Here is an 18567-nt window from a genome sequence, read left to right on the forward strand (position 1 = left end):
GGCCGCAGTGTTGGTTCGATCCATGACCCAGAAGAGGAATTCGACGTGATCAAGAAGCAGAACCTTCGCATCAATGTGCTTGCCGCCGCCGTGCTGTCGATGACGGCTGTCGGTGCCGTCCACGCCGCTGGACTGCCGACCCGTGAACCGGTGCGCCAGGCCAGCACCGCCCAGCCGGGAACCGAGCGCATCATCGTCAAGTACCGGGCCGGTGCTGCTGCCGCCACTGACCGCTCGGCGAAGCTGTCCACCGTGCAGTCCGCACTGACCCGTGCCAGCCTCTCCGGCGGCACATCCCGCGCCAGCACGCTCGGCCCGCAGGTGGTCCGCAAGCTGTCTACCGGGGCGGATCTCATCCGTGTGCAGGGCCGCCTGGCCCCGGCCGAACTGCAGCGCGTACTGAAGGAGCTGAAGGCCGACCCGTCGGTGCAGTACGCCGAAGCCGACGTGAAGCTGCGCCGCACCGAACTGCGTGCCGGCAACGTACAGCCGGCGCTGGTGCCGAACGATCCCTTCTACCAGCAGAACCAGTGGCATCTGCACAATGCGGTCGGCGGCATCAACGCACCGGCGGCATGGGATGTCTCGCAGGGTGAGGGCATCGTGGTGGCGGTGATCGATACCGGCATCCTGCCGCAGCATCCGGACCTGGTCGGCAACCTGCTGGAGGGTTATGACTTCATCAGCGACGCGGAGACCTCGCGGCGCCCGACCAACGATCGCGTGCCGGGTGCGCAGGACTACGGTGATTGGGTCGAGAATGACAACGAGTGCTATGACGGTTCGCTGGCCGAGGACAGTTCCTGGCATGGCACCCACGTCGCCGGCACCGTGGCCGAGCAGACCAACAACGGCGTCGGCATGGCCGGTGTCGCCTACAAGGCCAAGGTACTGCCGGTGCGCGTGCTCGGTAAGTGCGGTGGCTACCTGTCCGACATCGCCGATGCGGTGGTCTGGGCATCGGGTGGCACGGTGGCCGGCATTCCGGCCAACACCAATCCGGCCGAGATCATCAACATGAGCCTGGGTGGCGGTGGCGCCTGCGCCAGCACCTACCAGGACGCGATCAACGGCGCGATCTCGCGCGGTACCACCGTGGTGGTGGCGGCCGGCAATGAAGCCGACAACGCGTCCAAGTACCAGCCGGCCAGCTGCGAAGGCGTGGTGACCGTGGGTGCCACCCGCATCACCGGTGGCATCACCTACTACTCCAACTACGGCACCCGCGTGGACCTGTCCGGTCCGGGTGGCGGTGGCAGTGTGGACGGCAACCCGGGCGGCTACATCTGGCAGACCGGCTCCAATGCGGCCACAACGCCGGAATCGGGCACGCCGGGCTACATGGGCATGGGCGGTACCTCGATGGCCTCGCCGCATGTGGCCGCCGTTGCCGCACTGGTGCAGAGCGCGCTGATCGCCAAGGGCAAGGATCCGTTGACCCCGGCCGCGATGCGTACCCTGTTGAAGGAAACCGCACGTCCGTTCCCGGTCACCATTCCGGCGGCGACCCCGATCGGTACCGGTATTCTCGATGCCAAGGCCGCGCTGGCCAAGGCACTGGAAGAACCGTGCACCGAGAACTGCGGGCCGGTGGCCACGCCGCTGACCAACAAGGCCGCCGTCGGTGGCCTGAACGGTGCCGCCGCCAGCAGCCGCCTGTACAGCTTCGAAGCCGTCGCCGGAAAGCAGCTCAGCGTGATCACCTACGGTGGCACCGGCAATGTCTCGGTCTACATCGCGCAGGGGCGTGAACCGAGCGCCAGCGACAACGACGCCAAGTCGACCCGTCCGGGCACGTCCGAGACGGTGCGGGTGAACAAGCCGGTGGCCGGTACCTACTACATCAAGGTAGTCGGCGAAGCGGCCTACAACGGCGTGAGCATCCTTGCCACGCAGTAAGCTGGAACTGTCGTAATTGAATGGCCGAAGCCCGTCATCCCGTGTGACGGGCTTCGTCTTTTTACGAAAGGTGGTGGAGGGGCGGCGGAAATCATGGCTTAACTGTTAAAGTCGAGCCGATTGACAGGAGAGTCATGTGAACGCGCTTGCTGCTACCGCCGCTGCCGACAACGCTGAAGGCCGCATCCTGGATGCGCTGCTGGCGCGCGGCCGGCTGAAGGAAGGCGATCTGGCACGTGCGCGGCCGCTGCACGCAGAGGCCGGCGGCAGCCTGCTGGGCCTGCTGGTGCGGCTGGGGCTGGTGTCCGAGCGTGACCAGGCACAGGCCAGCGCCGAAGTGCTGGGCCTGCCACTGCTGGAAGGCAAGCAACTGCCGGAAGCACCGCCACAAGGGCTGGCGGAAGGCCTGCCGTTGTCACTGCGCTTCCTCAAACAGTTCCACGTCTGCCCGCTGGCCCTGGATGAACAGGGCGTACGGCTGTGGCTGGCCGACGCCCATGATCCCTACCCGCAGCAGGCGGTGCAGCTGGCACTGGGCGTGCCGGTGACGCCGGTGCTGGGCATGCGTGCGGAGATCGATGACCTGGTCGAGCGCTGGTTCGGCCAGGGCCGCAGCGCGATGGGCGCGATCGTCGAAACCGCCGATGGCGAGGGCGGTGCGGTCGATGACATCGAGCACCTGCGCGACCTCGCCTCGGAAGCGCCGGTGATCCGCCTGGTCAACCTGGTGATCCAGCGTGCAGTGGAGCTGCGCGCTTCGGACATCCATGTCGAACCATTCGAGAGCCGGCTGAAGGTGCGCTACCGCGTCGACGGTGTACTGGTGGAGGGCGAAAGCCCGCCGGCCAACCTCACCGCGGCGGTGATCAGCCGCATCAAGATCATGGCCCGGCTCAACATCGCAGAGCGCCGCCTGCCGCAGGATGGCCGCATCATGCTGCGCGTGCAGGGCAAGGAGCTGGACCTGCGCGTGAGCACGGTCCCGACCGCGCATGGCGAAAGCGTGGTGATGCGATTGCTGGACCGCGAAACGGTGGTGTTCGATTTCCACCGCCTCGGCTTCACCGATGCGTTCCTGCCGCAGTTCCGCAAGGTGCTGGAGCAGCCGCATGGCATCCTGCTGGTGACCGGCCCCACCGGCTCGGGCAAGACCACCACGCTGTATACCGCGCTGAGCCAGCTCAATACCGCCGACGTCAAGATCATCACGGTCGAAGACCCGGTGGAATACCAGATCGAGGGCATCAACCAGATCCAGGCCAAGCCGCAGATCGGCCTGGACTTCGCCAACGCCCTGCGCAGCATCGTGCGCCAGGATCCGGACATCATCATGATCGGCGAAATGCGCGACCTGGAAACCGCGCGCATTGCGATCCAGTCGGCGTTGACCGGCCACCTGGTGCTGTCCACCCTGCATACCAACAACGCAGCGGGTGGCATCACCCGCCTGCTCGACATGGGCGTGGAAGACTACCTGCTCACGTCCACCATCAACGGCATCCTCGCCCAGCGCCTGGTGCGCCAGCTGGAACCGACCCACGCCGAGCGCTATGAGGCCTCGCCGGAGGAAATCGAACGATTCGAGCTGCGCCGCCTGCAGCCGGAAGGGCCGATCCACCTGTATCGCCCGAAGCCCTCCGCGCTGGCGCCGACCGGTTATCTCGGCCGCACCGCCATCATGGAATTCCTGGTGATGAACGATGCGCTGCGGCGCGCGGTGATGCGCCGCGATGGCATGGGCGAGATCGAACGCATCGCCCGCGAAGCGGGCATGCGCACGATGTACGAAGATGGCCTGTCCAAGGCCCTCAGTGGCCAGACGACCATCGAGGAAGTCCTGCGTGTCACCGAGGAAAGCTGATGCGCGCAGGACGCCGGGGCTGACATGCCGACCTACCGTTACAAGGCACTGAATCCGCACGGCGAGATCTTCGACGGGCAGATGGAAGCGGCCAGCGAGGCCGAACTGGTCGCGCGCCTGCAGGACCAGGGTCATCTGCCGATGGAGACCCAGCTGGCCGATGGCGGTGCGATCGGTGGCAGCAATTGGCGCAACCTGTTCCGCCAACGGCCGCTGCAGGGTGCGGCATTGCTGCAGTTCACCCAGCAGCTGGCGACACTGCTCGGTGCAGGCCAGCCGCTGGATCGCGCGCTGTCGATCCTGCTCGGCCTGCCGGAGGACGAACGCTCGCGCCGTGCGATCACCGACATCCGCGATGTGGTGCGCGGTGGTGCGCCGCTGTCGACCGCACTGGAGCGCCAGCATGGGTTGTTCTCGCGCCTGTACGTGAACATGGTGCGTGCCGGTGAGGCCGGCGGCAGCCTGCACGAAACCCTGCAGCGCCTGGCCGACTACCTCGAACGCAGCCGGGCCCTGCAGGGCAAGGTGATCAACGCGCTGGTGTACCCGGCCATCCTGCTGGTGGTGGTGGGCGGTGCGCTGCTGTTCCTGCTCGGCTACGTGGTGCCGCAGTTCGCGCAGATGTACGAGAGCCTGGATGTGGCGCTGCCGTGGTTCACCAACGCAGTATTGCAGCTGGGCCTGTTCGTGCGTGACTGGTGGGTGTTGCTGCTGGTGGTGCCGGCAGTACTTGCGCTGTTCTTCGAACGCAAGGCACGGCAACCGGCCTTCCGGCTGGCGCTGGATGGCTGGCTGCTGCAGCGTCGCAGCATCGGCCGCCTGCTGGGTGAACTGGAAACCGCGCGGCTGGCCCGCACGCTGGGCACCCTGCTGCGCAATGGGGTGCCGCTGCTGGGTGCCCTGGGCATCGCCCGCAACGTACTGGGCAACCGCGCGCTGGCCGCCGATGTGGAAGCTGCCGCGGATGAAGTGAAGAACGGTACCGGCCTGTCGCTGGCACTGTCGCGCGGCAAGCGTTTCCCGCGCCTGGCGCTGCAGATGATCCAGGTCGGCGAGGAATCCGGTGCACTCGATACCATGCTGCTGAAAGCGGCCGATACCTTCGAACAGGACAGCGCCCGGCGCATCGACCGCCTGCTGGCGGCGATGGTGCCGGCGATCACCCTCGTACTGGCCTCGGTGGTCGGCGCGGTGATCGTCGCCGTGCTGGTGCCGCTGTACGACCTGACCAATGCCATCGGTTGACGATGGATCCCTACGCAACCCCGACACTCCGCAACTGAAAGGACCGACCATGATTGCTTCCCGTCGACCGATCCGCCTTTCCTTCACCGCCGCGCGCAACCAGTCGGGCATGAGCCTGCTGGAGATCATCATCGTCATCGTGCTGATCGGCGCGGTGCTGACCCTGGTCGCCAGCCGCGTGCTGGGTGGCGCCGACCGCGGCAAGGCCAACATCGCCAAGGCACAGGTGCAGACCGTCGCATCCAAGGTCGACAACTACCAGATCGATACCGGCAAGCTGCCCGGCTCGCTCAACGATCTGGTGACTGCACCGGCTGGCGTCGGTGGCTGGTTGGGCCCGTATGCCAAGCCGGCCGATCTGAACGATCCGTGGGGCCATGCGCTGGAGTACCGCACGCCGGGCGAAGGCCAGCCGTATGAGCTGATCAGCCTGGGCAAGGACGGCAAGGCCGGCGGCAGCAGCGTCGACGCTGACATCCGCTACCAGCCGTAACCGGGCATGTTGCATTTCCTGCCGCGCCGGTTGCCACGCCCGCGCCTGCCCGGCAGGCGCGCAGCGGGTCTGTCGCTGCTGGAAATGCTGCTGGTGATCGCGCTGATCGCCGCGATCGGCCTGATCACCGCTGCCGGCCTGTCGCGCGGTTTCGCCGGCATGCAGCTGCGCAGCGCCGGCAAGGACATCGCCAACCAGCTGCGCGTGGTGCGCGCGCAGGCGATCGCCCGCGGCGAGCCGCAGCGCTTTGTCATCGAGCCGGCCAAGCGGCGCTGGGAAGGCGCCAACCAGCGCCACGGCGACGTGCCGGCACAGCTGCAGGTCCAGTTCGAAGGCGCCGCGCAGCTGGCCACCGCGCCAGGACAGGGCGTGATCGAGTTCCATCCCGACGGCGGCTCCAGCGGCGGCCGCATCCGGCTGCAGCGTGACGGCGCCGAATGGCGCATCGACGTGGGCTGGCTGACCGGTGAGGTCCGCTCCGGCCCCTGGCGGGCGCAATGAAGCGGCGCGCCCGCGGCTTCACCCTGCTGGAAGTGATCATCGCCTTTGCCCTGCTCGGGCTGGCGCTGACCCTGCTGCTGGGCAGCCTGTCAGGCGGCGCCAGGCAGGTGCGTGAGGCCGAACTGCGCACGCGCGCAATACTGCATGCGCAGTCGTTGCTGGCCGAAACCGGCGTCGCCACGCCGCTGCAGGTGGGCAGCCAGCAGGGCGAGTGGGAGCAGGGACGCTACCACTGGGAACTGCAGGTGCAGCCGTGGGTGGAGCCACGTGCAGGCAGCGTCGTGCAGACACAGTCAGCCGGTGCCCCCTGGCTGGCCGAACTGCAGCTGCAGGTGCGCTGGGGTGACAGCGAACGCGAGCAGCTGCGCTGGCGCAGCCTGCGCCTGCTGCCGCCGGATCTGGAGCGTGCGCGATGACGCGCCGTGCTGCAGGTTTCACGCTGGTTGAAGTGATGCTGGCCACGGTGCTGTTGGCCGGTGGCCTGGCGCTGGCGTTCGCCAGCGTGCGCTCGGCGATGGCGGTCAGCCAGCGTGGCGAGCAGATTGCGGCCGAGAGTGAGCGCATGCGCGCGGTGCAGGCCCTGTTGCGGCGGCAGCTGGCCGGTGCGCTGCGCACGCCGCTGGAAGTCCCCGATCCCACCCGCGAACCGATCTTCTTCCAGGGCGAAGAACAGCGCATGATGTTCGCCGCTGATCTCCCGGGTTACCTCGGCCGTGGCGGAGCCTACCTGCACGCGCTGCAGGTGGACGGCCGCGATGGCCAGCAGCGCCTGCTGCTGGACCTGGTGCTGCTGCAGGAAGGCGAGCGCATCGCCGAAAATCCGCCGCGCCCACCGGAAGTGCTGGTGGAGAACCTGAAGTCGGTGCAGCTGCGCTATCGCGGCATCGATGCCAGTACCGGCCAGATGAGCGACTGGATGCCGCGCTGGGACGATACCCGTCGCCTGCCGATGCTGGTGGAGATCCAGATCGTACCCGCCAAGGGGGCGCCCTGGCCCACGCTGGTGGTGGCACCGCGCGCTGGCGGCAGCGGAGGCGCGCGATGAACCGGCAACACGGTGCGGCACTGGTCCTGGTGCTGTGGTTGATCGCATTGATGACCGCGCTGGTCGGTGCGTTCGCGCTGAGCGCACGGGTCGAGCATCTGCAGCAGCGGGTGCTGGATGACGACGCACGCGGCCAGGAACGGGCGCGCGCCGGCCTGGAGTACGCGCTGCTGCGGCTGTCCGCCGATCCGCTGCGGGCGCCCTGGCGTGCCGATGGCCGCACCTACCGCTGGCAGTTCGATGACGCCAGCATCGAGATCAAGGTGCTGGACGAGAACGGCAAAATCAACCTGAACCTGGCCGACGTGACCCTGCTGACCGCGTTCCTCAAGGCGCTCGGCGAAGACGAAGGGGCGGCCCGGCAGATGGCCGGCGCCATTGTCGACTGGCGTGATGAAGACAGCCTGCTGCAGCCGGGTGGTGGCGCCGAAGCGCCGGACTATGCGGCGGCCGGGTTGCCGTATGGCCCGCGCAACAAGCGTTTCGAGACGCTCGGCGAACTGCAGCGGGTACTGGGGATGCGCGGTCCGCTGTACAAGGCCATGCTGCCGCACCTGACCCTGTACAGCCGCCAGGCGCGCCCGGATCCCCAGTTCGCCAGCGCGCCGGTGCTGACCGCACTGGGCCTGGATGCGGATACCGTGCTGGCGCAGCGCGCGCAGCAGGAGCGTGACGCAGATACCGCTGGCGGTGCGACAACGCTTGCCAGCAGCAGCGGCACCTATAGTATCGAGTCTCGTGCAACCGATGGCAGTGGACGCCGGTCGGTGTTGCAGGCAGTGGTACGCAATGGCTCGGGCGGGGTTCCCGGGCGGTCCTACACAGTGCTTCGCTGGGAGCAGGGAATGACAGCAAGATGACGGCATGGCAGGACAGTGTGCGGCAGGTGCAGGGCCGGATCGGCCCTGGCGCCGGCCGTTTCCTGCGCTGGTGGCGGCAATCGCTGCTGGCCTGGGTGCCGGCGCGTTGGCAGTGGGCACTGGGCTGGGCACAGGCGCGCCTGCTGCTGCAGCGCCAGGGTGACCAGCTGCAGGTCTGGCGAGAGGCCGGTGAGCGCCGCGAAGCGGTGGCCAGCGTGCCGTGGCCGCTGTCGCCGGCCGAACTGGACCGCGTGCTGGAACCGCGACTGCGCAGCCTGCCGCGGGCGTGGCTGCTGCCGGCCAGCGAAGTACTGCGTCGTCATCTGCGCCTGCCTGCGGCTGCGGCCGACCGCCTGCGCGCCGTGGTCGGTTTCGAGATCGACCGCCAGACGCCGTTCGAATCCAGCCAGGTCAGCTATGACGTGCGTGAACTCGGGAGCGCGGCCGAAGGCCAGCTGCAGGTCGAACTGGTTGCCTGGCCATTGCGCCAGCTTGAAGCGTGGCGCGCCAGCGTGGGCGAGTGGGCCGATGCGCTGGCCGGTGTCGATGCCATCGACGCCCACGGTGACCCCCTGCAGGTGAATCTGTTGCCGCCGGGGCAGCGCCAGCTGCGGGTGGATCCGACGCGGCGCTGGAATGTGCTGCTGGCCGTGGCCGCGCTGGTGATGCTGGTGCTGGCGGCCCTGCAGCTGCTCGACAACCGCCGTGCCGCCGCCGATGAGCTGCGTGCGCAGGTTGAACGCAGTGCGCGCAGTGCGCGTGGTGTCGCCAGCGAACGCGCGCAGCTGCAGGCACTGATCGATGGTGCCGCATTCCTGGAAAAGCAGCGCAGCCAGCGCGCCGGAACGGTGGAAATCTGGAATGAACTGACCCGGCGCCTGCCGGAGGGCACCTACCTGGAAAAGCTGGCCATCGAGAACAACAACCTGCAGCTGATCGGCCTGAGCCGCGAGGCCTCGCAGCTGGTGCAGCTGCTGCAGGATGCGCCGCAGTGGCGCAAGGTCAATCTGACCGGCGTACTGCAGGCCGATGGCGCCGCCAGTGGCCGTGACCGCTTCACCATGACCGCCGAACTGCAGCCGTTGCCGGCTGCGGCCCCGACCCGGGAGGCGGCCGATGCCGATGCCAAGCGCACGCCGTGACCGCTGGCTGGCACTGGCGCTGCTGCTGGCAGTGCTGGGCCTGGCCTACCTGCTGCTGGTGCACCCCTGGTTCACCCAGCCGCTGCGCGAAATCGATGCCGACGTGGCCGCCCTGCGCGAGCGCGAACAGCGCGTGCAGGCGCAGCTGCAGCAGCAGCCGCAGATCGAACAACGCCTGCGCGCCACCCGCGAGGCACTGCAGCAGCGGCCGGGCTTCCTGCGTGAAGCCACCGCCGAAGCTGCAGCCGCTGCGCTCGGCGCGAAGCTGCAGGATGCGGTGGCGATGGCCAGCCCGGGCAACCGCAGCTGCACCATCAGCAACCGCACGCCACTGACCGACAACCGTCGTGACGCCGAGTTCGTGCGCGTTGCCATGCAGGTGCGCCTGCGTTGCGGTGTGGCCGAACTGGCCACGGTACTGCACAGCCTGGAAACCGGCAGCCCGCGCCTGTTCGTCGACAACCTCAACCTGATCGCGCAGCGCTTCCAGCAGTCGCCGAATGAATCCGGGCTGGGCCTGGACGTGTCGTTCGAACTGGCCGGTTACCTGCTGCCCGGTGCCGCTGCCGATGGCGCTGCGCCGGCACCTGCAGCCGAGCCGGGCGCGGCGCCGCAACCGCCTTCGGCTGCACCGGCACCCTCACCGGCTGTGCCGGAAGTGGGGCAGGAGGTGGCCGATGAAGCTTGAGCAGATCAGCCTGCGCACCGGTTTCCTGCTGGCACTGGCCGGCTGGGCGGCAGCGGTCTGGCTGGCCACCGGCTTCGGCCTGGGCAGCCAGCTGCCAGGTGCCGATGGCGATGCCGATGCGGTGCCTTCGTTGCCGGTGCTGCCGCCGTTGGCCGCAGAACGCATGGCCAGCGCCGACAGCTACAGTGCCATCGGCGAGCGACCGCTGTTCGCCGAGGACCGCAGGCCGAAGCCCTACCTGCTCGGTGGCAGCGAGCCTGCCGCCAGCGCCGCGCTGCGCCTGACCGGCGTGCTGCTGACCGGCGACTTCGGCATGGCCACCTTCACCACCGAACAGAACCGTTCGTTGCGCCTGCGCCTCAACGGTGAAGCCGTCGACGGCTGGCAGCTGGTGGCACTGCAGCCGCGCCAGGCCACCGTGATCGGCCCCGGTGGCAACCAGGTGCTGGAACTGGCGGTCTTCAACGGCCAGGGCGGTGAGCCGCCGACCGTGCTGCGCGGCGCCAACGGTGCGCCGCCGGCAGGTGCGATCGTTGTGCCGCCCCCGGCAGGTGCTCCGCCGACACCGCCGCCGGCTGCGGCAACCCCATCGCCGTCGCCTGCTGCCAGTACGCCCGCGCCCTCGGCTGCGGCGGCCGCCACACCGCCTGCCACCAACAACGGCCCCAGCGAAGCGCAGATGCAGGCCATCCGCGAACGCATCCAGGCCCGTCGCCGCCAGCTGCAGCAACAACAACAGCAGCAACAACCGTCGCCGCCCCCGGGCGATGGCACCAACCGATAGAGTGAATGCATGAGCCTGCGTTTCCTTCCCTGGTCCTTTGCCCTCGCGCTGCTGGTCGGCTGCAGCACCGTGTCCGCGCCGCATGTGCAGCGCAAGGGCAATCTGTCGCCCACTGCCGAGGCCGGCCAGGCGGCCAACGTCGCCGCGGATGCTGCCCGTGACGCCCAGGGCGCTCCGCAGGCAGTGATCCGCCGTGGCACCGGCACCATGATCAACCGCGAAGCAGCACGCGCACCGGCACCGGCACTGCATGGCGCCAGCACCGGTGAAGCAACCTTCAATTTCGAAGGCGAATCGGTGCATGCGGTGGTCAAGGCCATCCTCGGTGACATGCTGGGCCAGAACTACGTGATCGCACCGGGGGTGCAGGGCACGGTCACCCTGGCCACGCCCAAGCCGGTGTCGCCGGCGCAGGCGTTGAACCTGCTGGAGATGGTGCTGGGCTGGAACAACGCACGCATGGTCTACAGTGGTGGCCGCTACAACATCGTCGCCGCCGACCAGGCGCTGGCCGGTACGGTCGCGCCGAGCACGGCGCCCGCTGCCAGTGCGCGAGGCTTCGAGGTACGGGTCATCCCGCTGCAGTTCATCTCCGCCACCGAAATGAAGAAGGTACTGGAGCCGTATGCGCGGCCCAATGCCATCGTCAACGTCGACAGCGGCCGCAACGTGATCACCCTGGGCGGTACCCGCGCCGAGCTGGAAAACTACATGCGCACCGTCGAGATCTTCGACGTCGACTGGCTGTCGGGCATGTCGGTGGGCGTGTTCCCGATCCAGTCGGGCAAGGCCGAACAGGTGGCTGCCGACCTGGAGAAAGTGTTCGGCGAGGAGAGCAAGACGCCCAGCGCCGGCATGTTCCGCTTCCTGCCCCTGGAAAACGCCAACGCGGTGCTGGTGATCACCCCGCAGGTGCGCTACCTGGACCAGATCCAGCAGTGGCTGGACCGCATTGATACTGCCGGTGGCAGTGCCCGCCTGTTCTCCTACGAGCTGCGCTACATCAAGGCGCGTGACCTGGCCGAACGGCTCAGTGAAGCCTTCGCCAGCAGCGGCAACCGTGGCGGTTCAAGCCCGGCCTCGCTGGCCCCGGGTGCGATGCCGTCGCAGCTGGGCAGCGACGGCGACCGTGGCATGGACAGCAACAACAACAGCAGTTTCGGCTCGACCCCGGGCAGCGGTTCCAGTGGTGCCGGCAACGGCAGCATGAACCTGCCGCAGCGCCAGTCCGGCAACGTCAGCGTCAGCCTGGAAGTGGAGGGCGATCGCGTGGGCGTGTCGGCGGTGGAGGAAACCAATACCCTGCTGGTGCGCTCCACCCCGCAGGCCTGGCGCTCGATCCGCGAGGTGATCGAGAAGCTGGACGTGATGCCGCTGCAGGTGCACATCGAAGCGCAGGTGGCCGAAGTCTCGCTGGACGGTGACCTGAAGTACGGCGTGAACTGGTTCTTCGACAACGCCGTGGCTGGGCGTGCACTGACGGGAGCCTTGGGCGGCGTGACCCTGCCGGCAGCAGCGGGTGGCTCCTGGAGCAGCTTCGCCGGTGCCGCGACCGGTGGCGAAGGCCTGGGCTGGGCGTTCACCGGTCACAATGGTGCGGCGGTGGTGAGTGCGCTGGACAAGGTCACCGATGTACGCCTGCTGCAGACTCCTTCGGTGTTCGTGCGCAACAACGCCGAGGCCACGCTCAACGTGGGCGACAAGGTGCCGATCAACACGACTACGGTGAACACCGGCATCGGCACCAGCAGCTACAGCTCGGTGCAGTACATCGACACCGGCGTGATCCTGAAGGTACGCCCGCGCGTGACCCGCGACGGCACGGTGTTCCTCGACATCGTGCAGGAAGTGAGCAGCGCCTCGAACGTACCGGAGAACTGCAACCCGCAGGAGCGCAACTGCAACCCGCGCATTTCCACCAAGAAGCTGTCGACCGAAGCGGCGGTGCAGAGTGGCGACACCATCATGCTGGCCGGCCTGATCACCGATACGGCCACCGATGGCAGCAGCGGCATTCCCGGCCTGAGCCGGATTCCGGTGGTGGGCGCGCTGTTCGGGCAGAAGAGCCGCACCAGCCGTCGTTCGGAGGTGATCGTGCTGCTGACCCCGAGCATCGTGCGCAACAGCCAGGAAGCGCGCAATCTGACCGACGAGTACAGCCAGCGCTTCCGCGCGATGGAGCCGCTGAACCAGCCGCGCGCAAAGAAGTAAGGGGTTTACGGCCGGGCTGCGCCCGGCACCCGCAGAGGCCAGAGCCGGAGCAACGGCAACAGCAACAGCAACAGCAACAGCGGGTTTACTGAGGGAGGGCGGGGCACTGTGGGTTTGCGGGGACGCCGTAAACCCGTCCATGGGGGCTTGGTCGCCGCATCCATGCGGCTCACACCCCGCAAACCCACAGTGCCCCGCCTTCGACAGTTTCCTGCTGCTGTTGGTAGGTGTCGACCTTGGTCGACGCGATCCACGCCATGCGTGGATGACTCTCCATCGAAATCGAATATTTCGATATCTGTGAGATCTGAGCCGAGCATGGCTCGGCTCTACAGAAGAGCAGGCAGGTCGCGGAAATCTGTCGAAGGCGGGGTGGGTCCGGTTGCGGGGGCGTGAGCCGCATGGATGCGGCGACCGAGCTTACATGGACGTACTTGCAGCGTCCCCCGCAACCGGACCCACCCCGCCAACCCCCAGGAACCCAGCTTTTGCTTCGGCTGTTGCTGTTGCCCTGGCCTGAGGCGGGTGCCGGGTGCAACCCGGCCGATACCCTCCCAGTGCTAGTCTGTGGCTACCGACAACCACGGAGGCGGGATGGGGGCGATCGTGTTGTTGCCGCTGTGCGTGGACGATGCCGCGCTCGACCGCTGCCTGGCCGCACTGGATGCGGGCACCGCGCCGGGGACCGCGGTCTGGCTGGCCGACGACGCGCAGACCGGGCCGCGTGCGCAGGCGGTGGTGGAACACTGGTTGGCGCACACGCCACTGCAGGCCGAGTACACCCGGCGTGCACGGCCACTGGGTGAAGTCGCCCACCTGGACGAGATGCTGCGCGCCTGCGATGGCATGGACGTGGCGGTGCTGGCACCGGACAGCGTGCCAGCACCGGGCTGGCTGCAGCAGCTGCAGGACGCCTTCGCCCGCGATGCCGCCATCGCGACCGCAACCCCATGGTGCAATGCCGGCGAAACCGCTGCGTGGCCCCGGCTGGGCGAGATCAATCCGGAACCCGACGATGCCGCGCTGCTGGCGCAGACCTGTGCCGGCCTGCCAGCGCTGCACCCGGAGCTGCCGTCGGCGGTCACCCACGCGGTGCTGGTGCGGGGCAACGCGCGCCGGCGTGCCGGCGGCCTGGACGTGGACAGCTATGCCGGCTGGAACGCGGCGCTGGTGGACCTGAGCCTGCGCATGGCCGGCCTGGGATGGCGCAACGTGTTGTGCGAGACCGCCTTCGTCAGCCGGGCAGGGGAGGCGGTCAGCCGTGATGGCGATCTCGAGGCCCTGGCCGCGCGCTGGCCGGGCTGGGTGCCTCGGCTGGCTGACTTCCTGATGCATGATCCACTGCACGGGCTGCGTGCCGACCTGCAGCAGCGCATGCGGCAGGCGATAATGCCGAAGGAACAGGGGGACCTGTTCGTCCCGTCTTCCGCGCCGGAGCCTCCTGCTTGAATGTTGCCATTGCCGCCATCGTCGTCACCTACCAGAGTGGCAGCACCATCGATGCCTGCCTCTCGCGCCTGCGCCAGGCGCAGGACGTGGCCGAGATCCGGGTGATCGACAATGGCTCGATGGATGGCACGCTGGATATCGTGCAGCGCCATGCCAGCCACGACCCGCGCGTGCGTTTCGTCGGCAATCCGGACAATCCCGGCTTTGCCGCCGCCAACAACCAGGGCGTGGCCGATTCGCACAGCCCATGGCTGGCCTTCATCAACCCGGACCTGATGGTTGAACCGGAAACACTGGCCGCACTGCGCGCCCGTGCCGAAGCGTTGGGCGACTGCCTGCTCGGCGTCGAACAGGTCGACGAGCAGGGCCATGCCGACGAGGCCGTGCGCCGCCGCGATCCGGACTTCCTGATGATGCTGCGCTCGCCAGGCAAGGGCTCGAAGCTGGCGGTGCCGCGTGACCCGCAGCAGGTGCTGCAGCGGGTGCCGGCGTTGTCTGGCGCGCTGCTGATGATGCCGCGTGCATTGTTCGACTGCATCGGAGGCTGGGACGCGGGCTATCGTCTGCACGCCGAAGACCTGGACCTGTGCCGGCGCGCGCGCGAAGCCGGGGCGGTGGTGGCGATCGCCAATGACCTGCAGGTCACCCACGTTCGTGGCGTCTCCAGCCGCTCGCGGCCGTTCTTCGTTGAATGGCACAAGCACAAGGGCCTGTGGCGCTATTTCCAGAAGTTCGAGGCCAGGCAGCGTTCGCTGCCGGTACGGGTGGCGGTGTGGGGCGCGATCTGGGCGCACGCCCTGATGCTGGTGCCGCGCCTGCTGCGCAGGTCGTTGTAGAGCCGAGCCCACGCGCGGCTCAGGCAACAATCCAACCGGGCGTGGGCCCGGCTCTACGGAAGGCGGGCGCGCCCACGGTTCACTCCGCCGGGCGCATAATCCGCCCCATGCCTATCATCCAGTCCCTGCTCGACACCGATCTGTACAAGTTCACCATGATGCAGGCGGTGCTCCACCAGCACCCCGGTGCCCAGGTGCAGTACCGGTTCAAGTGCCGCACGCCCGGCATCGACCTGGCCCACTACATCGACCAGATCGACGAAGAGATCGACCACCTGTGCAGCCTGCGCTTCAGCGACGCGGAGCTGGACTACATGCGTGGCCTGCGCTTCGTGAAGCCGGATTTCGCCGATTTCCTCGGCCTGTTTCACCTCGACCGCAAGTACATCCAGCTACGCGCGTCGAAGACCGTGCCCGGTGAGATCGAACTGGACATCACCGGCCCGTGGCTGCACACCATCCTGTTCGAAGTGCCGCTGCTGGCGATCATCAACGAAGTCTGGTTCCGCAACACCACCACCGCCGACTTCGCCGAGGGTGAGCGCCGCCTGCAGGCCAAGGCGGCGCTGCTGCGCGATACCCCTGGCTTCGAGCAGTGCCGCATTGCCGACTACGGCAGCCGCCGCCGCTACTCGCGTGACTGGCACGCCCGTCTGCTGCCGCTGCTGCGCGACGCGCTCGGCCCGCAGCTGGTCGGCACCAGCAACGTGCACTTCGCCCGCCTGTACGGCATGACCCCGCACGGCACCATGGCGCATGAGTATCTGCAGGCCTTCCAGGCACTGGGCCCGCGCCTGCGCGACTCGCAGGTGGCGGCACTGGAATCGTGGGCACGCGAGTACCGCGGCGATCTGGGCATCGCGCTGTCCGACGTGGTCGGCCTGGATGCGTTCCTGCGCGACTTCGATATGTACTTCTGCAAGCTGTTCGACGGTGTCCGCCACGATTCGGGCGATCCGTTCGACTGGGGCGACCGCATGCTGGCGCACTTCCAGCAGCGCCGGGTGGATGCACGCAGCAAGGTGCTGGTGTTCAGCGATGGGCTCGACATCGCCAAGGTGATGCGCCTGTACGACTACTTCCGTGGTCGCTGCCAGGTCGCCTTCGGCGTCGGCACCCACCTGACCAATGATCTGGGGCCAACGCCGCTCAACATCGTCATCAAGATGGTCCGCTGCAACGGCCAGCCGGTGGCCAAGCTCAGCGATTCGCCGGGCAAGAGCATGTGCGACGACCCGGGCTATCTGGCCTATCTGCGCCAGGTCTTCGAGCTGCCGCCGGCGTAAACGCGTCGGCTTGCAGCACGCCGGCTTACAGGTAGTCGACCACCACCAGGTAGGCGCCCTGCAACGGCTGCTGCTTCGAAGCCTGCACGCTGTAACGCTCGGAGAAGGCGATATCGCCGGCGCGCATCGCGCTGGCCGACACCGACAGCTTCTGGCCCTGGCGCTTGCCGTCGCGCAGCGTGGCGGCCTGGCCATCGGCAAGGGCCGTCACGGCAACCGTCGAGCCCTTGGCCGACGGCGGGCAGGCGGCCAGGCTCAGCTCACCCTGGGACAGGGCCGTCGTGCAGCCCGGCTCGGCGATGCGGCCGCTGAAACGGATGCTGCCGCTGCTGGCCTGGGCCAGTGCGCTGACGGACATCAGGGCCACGCACAGCAGAATGGAGTTCCTCATGACACGTTCTCTGGTTCGGTGTGTCCTAGTTAGCGACAGGTTCGATCCGTCTTTAATAGGACAAATCCGAATCTGCTAGGGCCATCACCAAGAAAGAGTGATGCGCATCAAATAAGGCGATTTTCACTTGAAAAAAGCCTGTTTCCGCGCATGCCAAACGCGTCACCAGGAGCGTCATGCAGGGTCGTTTGTGACCTGATCCGGCCACCGTCACGTTCCCCGCGCTCCCTGAATCTCGATTTCGCCTATCACGTCACATTTAAAGCGTCAATGAATTGGCGTTCAGAAAAATAATGAGACTTTCATCACAGTTGTGCCTATACTTGCGTCACGGATTCAGGGGAAGGTATGTCCGAGTCCGGCCACAGGTGAGACGCAAGGATGGGTCTTGATAGCCCGGCAGTGCTCCTTGCTTCCTCCTCTACTTCTCATCTCTTCAGTAGGGTTAGGTAAAAGCGAATGCACAAGATCAATATCATCGCCGCTCTGATGCTGGCCGCCGCTCCGCTGGCCGCCAACGCCGCCGACGGCACCATCACCTTCAACGGCAAGGTGACCGACAAGACCTGCACCATCTCGACCCCGGGCGGCAAGGACTTCGCCGTCAACCTGCCGACCGTGTCCAAGAACACCCTGGCCACCGCCGGTGCCGTTGCGGGCCGTACCCCGTTCGCCATCAACCTGAGCAAGTGCAGCGCCGGCAACGTCGCCACCTACTTCGAGCCGGGTTCCACCGTTGACTTCAACAGCGGCCGCCTGGTCAACCAGGCTTCGGCCAACGCTGCCACCAACGTGCAGCTGCAGCTGCTGGGCTCGAACAACACGTTCCTGCCGATCAAGGCGGCTGGCACCGGCCTGGCCCAGGACAACTCGCAGTGGGTGACCGTGGCCGGCGACGGCACCGCCAACCTGAACTACTACGCTGAGTACTACGCCACTGCCGCCGCCACCCCGGGCGACGTCACCAGCAGCGTCAAGTACACGATCATCTACAACTGATCGTAGTCGTACCCGCACTGGCCGGCGTACGCGCCGGCCAGTGCATCGCGGCCCCAGGCCACATACCTCGAGCGTAGTACTTCCGATGAAAGCAATCTTTCCCCGGGCGCTGCTGCTGGCAGCGTTCACGCTGCCCTTCTGCCAGAACGCTCTGGCCGGCGTGGTGGTCAATGGCACGCGAGTGATCTATCCGGCGCAGGCGCGCGAAGTCACCGTGCAGGTCGACAACGTGGGCGATTCGCCTGCGCTGGTGCAGGCCTGGATCGACAGCGGCGACGCCAACCAGACCGCCGATACCAGTGATGCCCCGTTCGTGCTGACGCCGCCGATCGCGCGCGTCGAACCGGGCCGCAGCCAGGCGCTTCGCCTGATCTTCTCCGGTGCGCAGCTGCCGACCGACCGTGAGTCGGTGTTCTGGCTCAACGTGCTGGATGTTCCGCCGTCCCCGGACAACGCCGACAGCGGCGAACAGAATTACCTGCAGGTCGCGTTCCGTTCGCGCCTGAAGCTTTTCTACCGGCCGCAGGGCCTGAAGGGCGTCGCCAACGACGCGCCGGCAGCGCTGCGCTGGACCCGTACCGGCGACCGCCTGCGGGTGGAAAACCCGAGCCCCTTCCACGTCACGCTGGCCGAAGTACATGCCGTGACCGGCAGCAGTGAAAAGGCCGTCGAGGACAAGGGCGCGATGGTCGCGCCGAAGCAGAGCCTGGAGTTCGCCGCACCGGCGGGCACCGACCAGGTCCGCTTCATCACCATCAACGACTACGGCGGCCGGGTGGAACACACCATCCGCCTCGGCAGCACCGGGGGCTGAACGCGCCGCGCTGGCCCTTGGCCTGCGCATCCCGCCACCGCCGCTGTGCGGCGAATTGAAGGA

18 protein-coding genes are annotated in these 18567 nt (G+C 67.5%); 17 read left to right on the forward strand and 1 reads right to left on the reverse strand.

Translation table 11 applies throughout. The features are described from left to right. Positions 1 to 45: 45 nt before the first annotated feature. The 15 genes from M1L61_RS02845 to pncB all read left to right on the forward strand — a co-directional run bounded on the left by M1L61_RS02845 (position 46) and on the right by pncB (position 16300). Positions 46 to 1899, forward strand: a complete 1854-nt coding sequence (locus tag M1L61_RS02845) for a S8 family peptidase (RefSeq protein WP_019338022.1) — start codon at positions 46 to 48, stop codon at positions 1897 to 1899. A gap of 136 nt (positions 1900 to 2035) precedes the next feature. Next, the gene (gene gspE / locus M1L61_RS02850; protein WP_248854286.1) at positions 2036 to 3760 is read left to right on the forward strand and encodes a type II secretion system ATPase GspE; all 1725 of its coding nucleotides are present in this window, start codon (positions 2036 to 2038) and stop codon (positions 3758 to 3760) included. A gap of 24 nt (positions 3761 to 3784) precedes the next feature. Then, a complete protein-coding gene (locus M1L61_RS02855; RefSeq protein WP_100447644.1) occupies positions 3785 to 5005 on the forward strand; it encodes a type II secretion system F family protein in 1221 nt (406 codons plus the stop codon). Positions 5006 to 5054: 49 nt separating this feature from the next. After that, entirely contained in the window at positions 5055 to 5498 is a 444-nt protein-coding gene (gspG, locus tag M1L61_RS02860; protein WP_010482031.1) for a type II secretion system major pseudopilin GspG, read from the forward strand. 6 nt (positions 5499 to 5504) lie between these two features. Further along, the gene (locus M1L61_RS02865; protein WP_053442501.1) at positions 5505 to 5999 is read left to right on the forward strand and encodes a GspH/FimT family pseudopilin; all 495 of its coding nucleotides are present in this window, start codon (positions 5505 to 5507) and stop codon (positions 5997 to 5999) included. After that, on the forward strand, positions 5996 to 6415 hold the full coding sequence (locus M1L61_RS02870) for a prepilin-type N-terminal cleavage/methylation domain-containing protein (protein WP_248854287.1): 420 nt from the start codon (positions 5996 to 5998) through the stop codon (positions 6413 to 6415). Before M1L61_RS02865 ends, M1L61_RS02870 begins: the two co-directional genes overlap by 4 nt. Next, positions 6412 to 7044: a type II secretion system protein J gene (locus M1L61_RS02875; protein ID WP_010482024.1), complete on the forward strand. Its 633-nt coding sequence runs from the start codon at positions 6412 to 6414 to the stop codon at positions 7042 to 7044. Before M1L61_RS02870 ends, M1L61_RS02875 begins: the two co-directional genes overlap by 4 nt. Continuing rightward, positions 7041 to 7904 (forward strand): general secretion pathway protein GspK, encoded by an 864-nt coding sequence (locus M1L61_RS02880; RefSeq protein ID WP_010482023.1) that lies wholly within the window; start codon positions 7041 to 7043, stop codon positions 7902 to 7904. Before M1L61_RS02875 ends, M1L61_RS02880 begins: the two co-directional genes overlap by 4 nt. After that, a complete protein-coding gene (locus tag M1L61_RS02885) occupies positions 7901 to 9046 on the forward strand; it encodes a PilN domain-containing protein (RefSeq protein WP_019338027.1) in 1146 nt (381 codons plus the stop codon). The genes M1L61_RS02880 and M1L61_RS02885 overlap by 4 nt, the downstream gene beginning before the upstream one ends. Further along, complete coding sequence (gene gspM / locus M1L61_RS02890; RefSeq protein WP_235304020.1) at positions 9027 to 9734, forward strand: type II secretion system protein GspM; 708 nt, start codon at positions 9027 to 9029, stop codon at positions 9732 to 9734. The genes M1L61_RS02885 and gspM overlap by 20 nt, the downstream gene beginning before the upstream one ends. Continuing rightward, entirely contained in the window at positions 9724 to 10518 is a 795-nt protein-coding gene (locus tag M1L61_RS02895) for a hypothetical protein (protein ID WP_010482014.1), read from the forward strand. The genes gspM and M1L61_RS02895 overlap by 11 nt, the downstream gene beginning before the upstream one ends. A gap of 9 nt (positions 10519 to 10527) precedes the next feature. After that, positions 10528 to 12729, forward strand: coding sequence for a type II secretion system secretin GspD (gspD, locus tag M1L61_RS02900; protein ID WP_010482013.1), 2202 nt, complete (start codon positions 10528 to 10530; stop codon positions 12727 to 12729). Positions 12730 to 13323: 594 nt separating this feature from the next. After that, complete coding sequence (locus M1L61_RS02905; protein WP_019338031.1) at positions 13324 to 14178, forward strand: glycosyltransferase; 855 nt, start codon at positions 13324 to 13326, stop codon at positions 14176 to 14178. Beyond that, positions 14175 to 15014 carry a glycosyltransferase family 2 protein gene (locus tag M1L61_RS02910; RefSeq protein ID WP_010482011.1) on the forward strand — a complete coding sequence of 280 codons (840 nt, stop codon included), beginning with the start codon at positions 14175 to 14177 and terminating at the stop codon, positions 15012 to 15014. The genes M1L61_RS02905 and M1L61_RS02910 overlap by 4 nt, the downstream gene beginning before the upstream one ends. Before the next feature lie 107 nt (positions 15015 to 15121). Continuing rightward, positions 15122 to 16300: a nicotinate phosphoribosyltransferase gene (gene pncB / locus M1L61_RS02915; protein ID WP_010482009.1), complete on the forward strand. Its 1179-nt coding sequence runs from the start codon at positions 15122 to 15124 to the stop codon at positions 16298 to 16300. Positions 16301 to 16325: 25 nt separating this feature from the next. Here pncB and M1L61_RS02920 read toward each other — a convergent pair whose 3' ends face one another. Beyond that, positions 16326 to 16691, reverse strand: coding sequence for a hypothetical protein (locus M1L61_RS02920; RefSeq protein ID WP_010482007.1), 366 nt, complete (start codon positions 16689 to 16691; stop codon positions 16326 to 16328). 459 nt (positions 16692 to 17150) lie between these two features. Here M1L61_RS02920 and M1L61_RS02925 point away from each other — a divergent pair, with 459 nt between their 5' ends. Continuing rightward, complete coding sequence (locus M1L61_RS02925; RefSeq protein WP_010482005.1) at positions 17151 to 17690, forward strand: fimbrial protein; 540 nt, start codon at positions 17151 to 17153, stop codon at positions 17688 to 17690. Between the two features lie 85 nt (positions 17691 to 17775). Further along, positions 17776 to 18504 carry a molecular chaperone gene (locus tag M1L61_RS02930; protein WP_049411192.1) on the forward strand — a complete coding sequence of 243 codons (729 nt, stop codon included), beginning with the start codon at positions 17776 to 17778 and terminating at the stop codon, positions 18502 to 18504. Positions 18505 to 18567 lie beyond the last annotated feature (63 nt).

Source organism: Stenotrophomonas sp. NY11291, assembly GCF_023277365.1.
GTDB lineage: Bacteria > Pseudomonadota > Gammaproteobacteria > Xanthomonadales > Xanthomonadaceae > Stenotrophomonas > Stenotrophomonas geniculata.

What these genes read in the sequence shown, in the direction of transcription:
- M1L61_RS02855 (WP_100447644.1), top strand. Translation starts at nt 3,785, where the DNA reads ATGCCGACCTACCGTTACAAGGCACTGAATCCGCACGGCGAGATCTTC.
- gspG (WP_010482031.1), top strand. Translation starts at nt 5,055, where the DNA reads ATGATTGCTTCCCGTCGACCGATCCGCCTTTCCTTCACCGCCGCGCGC.
- M1L61_RS02865 (WP_053442501.1), top strand. Translation starts at nt 5,505, where the DNA reads ATGTTGCATTTCCTGCCGCGCCGGTTGCCACGCCCGCGCCTGCCCGGC.
- M1L61_RS02870 (WP_248854287.1), top strand. Translation starts at nt 5,996, where the DNA reads ATGAAGCGGCGCGCCCGCGGCTTCACCCTGCTGGAAGTGATCATCGCC.
- M1L61_RS02875 (WP_010482024.1), top strand. Translation starts at nt 6,412, where the DNA reads ATGACGCGCCGTGCTGCAGGTTTCACGCTGGTTGAAGTGATGCTGGCC.
- M1L61_RS02880 (WP_010482023.1), top strand. Translation starts at nt 7,041, where the DNA reads ATGAACCGGCAACACGGTGCGGCACTGGTCCTGGTGCTGTGGTTGATC.
- M1L61_RS02885 (WP_019338027.1), top strand. Translation starts at nt 7,901, where the DNA reads ATGACGGCATGGCAGGACAGTGTGCGGCAGGTGCAGGGCCGGATCGGC.
- gspM (WP_235304020.1), top strand. Translation starts at nt 9,027, where the DNA reads ATGCCAAGCGCACGCCGTGACCGCTGGCTGGCACTGGCGCTGCTGCTG.
- M1L61_RS02895 (WP_010482014.1), top strand. Translation starts at nt 9,724, where the DNA reads ATGAAGCTTGAGCAGATCAGCCTGCGCACCGGTTTCCTGCTGGCACTG.
- gspD (WP_010482013.1), top strand. Translation starts at nt 10,528, where the DNA reads ATGAGCCTGCGTTTCCTTCCCTGGTCCTTTGCCCTCGCGCTGCTGGTC.
- M1L61_RS02905 (WP_019338031.1), top strand. Translation starts at nt 13,324, where the DNA reads ATGGGGGCGATCGTGTTGTTGCCGCTGTGCGTGGACGATGCCGCGCTC.
- pncB (WP_010482009.1), top strand. Translation starts at nt 15,122, where the DNA reads ATGCCTATCATCCAGTCCCTGCTCGACACCGATCTGTACAAGTTCACC.
- M1L61_RS02920 (WP_010482007.1), bottom strand. Translation starts at nt 16,691, where the DNA reads ATGAGGAACTCCATTCTGCTGTGCGTGGCCCTGATGTCCGTCAGCGCA.
- M1L61_RS02925 (WP_010482005.1), top strand. Translation starts at nt 17,151, where the DNA reads ATGCACAAGATCAATATCATCGCCGCTCTGATGCTGGCCGCCGCTCCG.
- M1L61_RS02930 (WP_049411192.1), top strand. Translation starts at nt 17,776, where the DNA reads ATGAAAGCAATCTTTCCCCGGGCGCTGCTGCTGGCAGCGTTCACGCTG.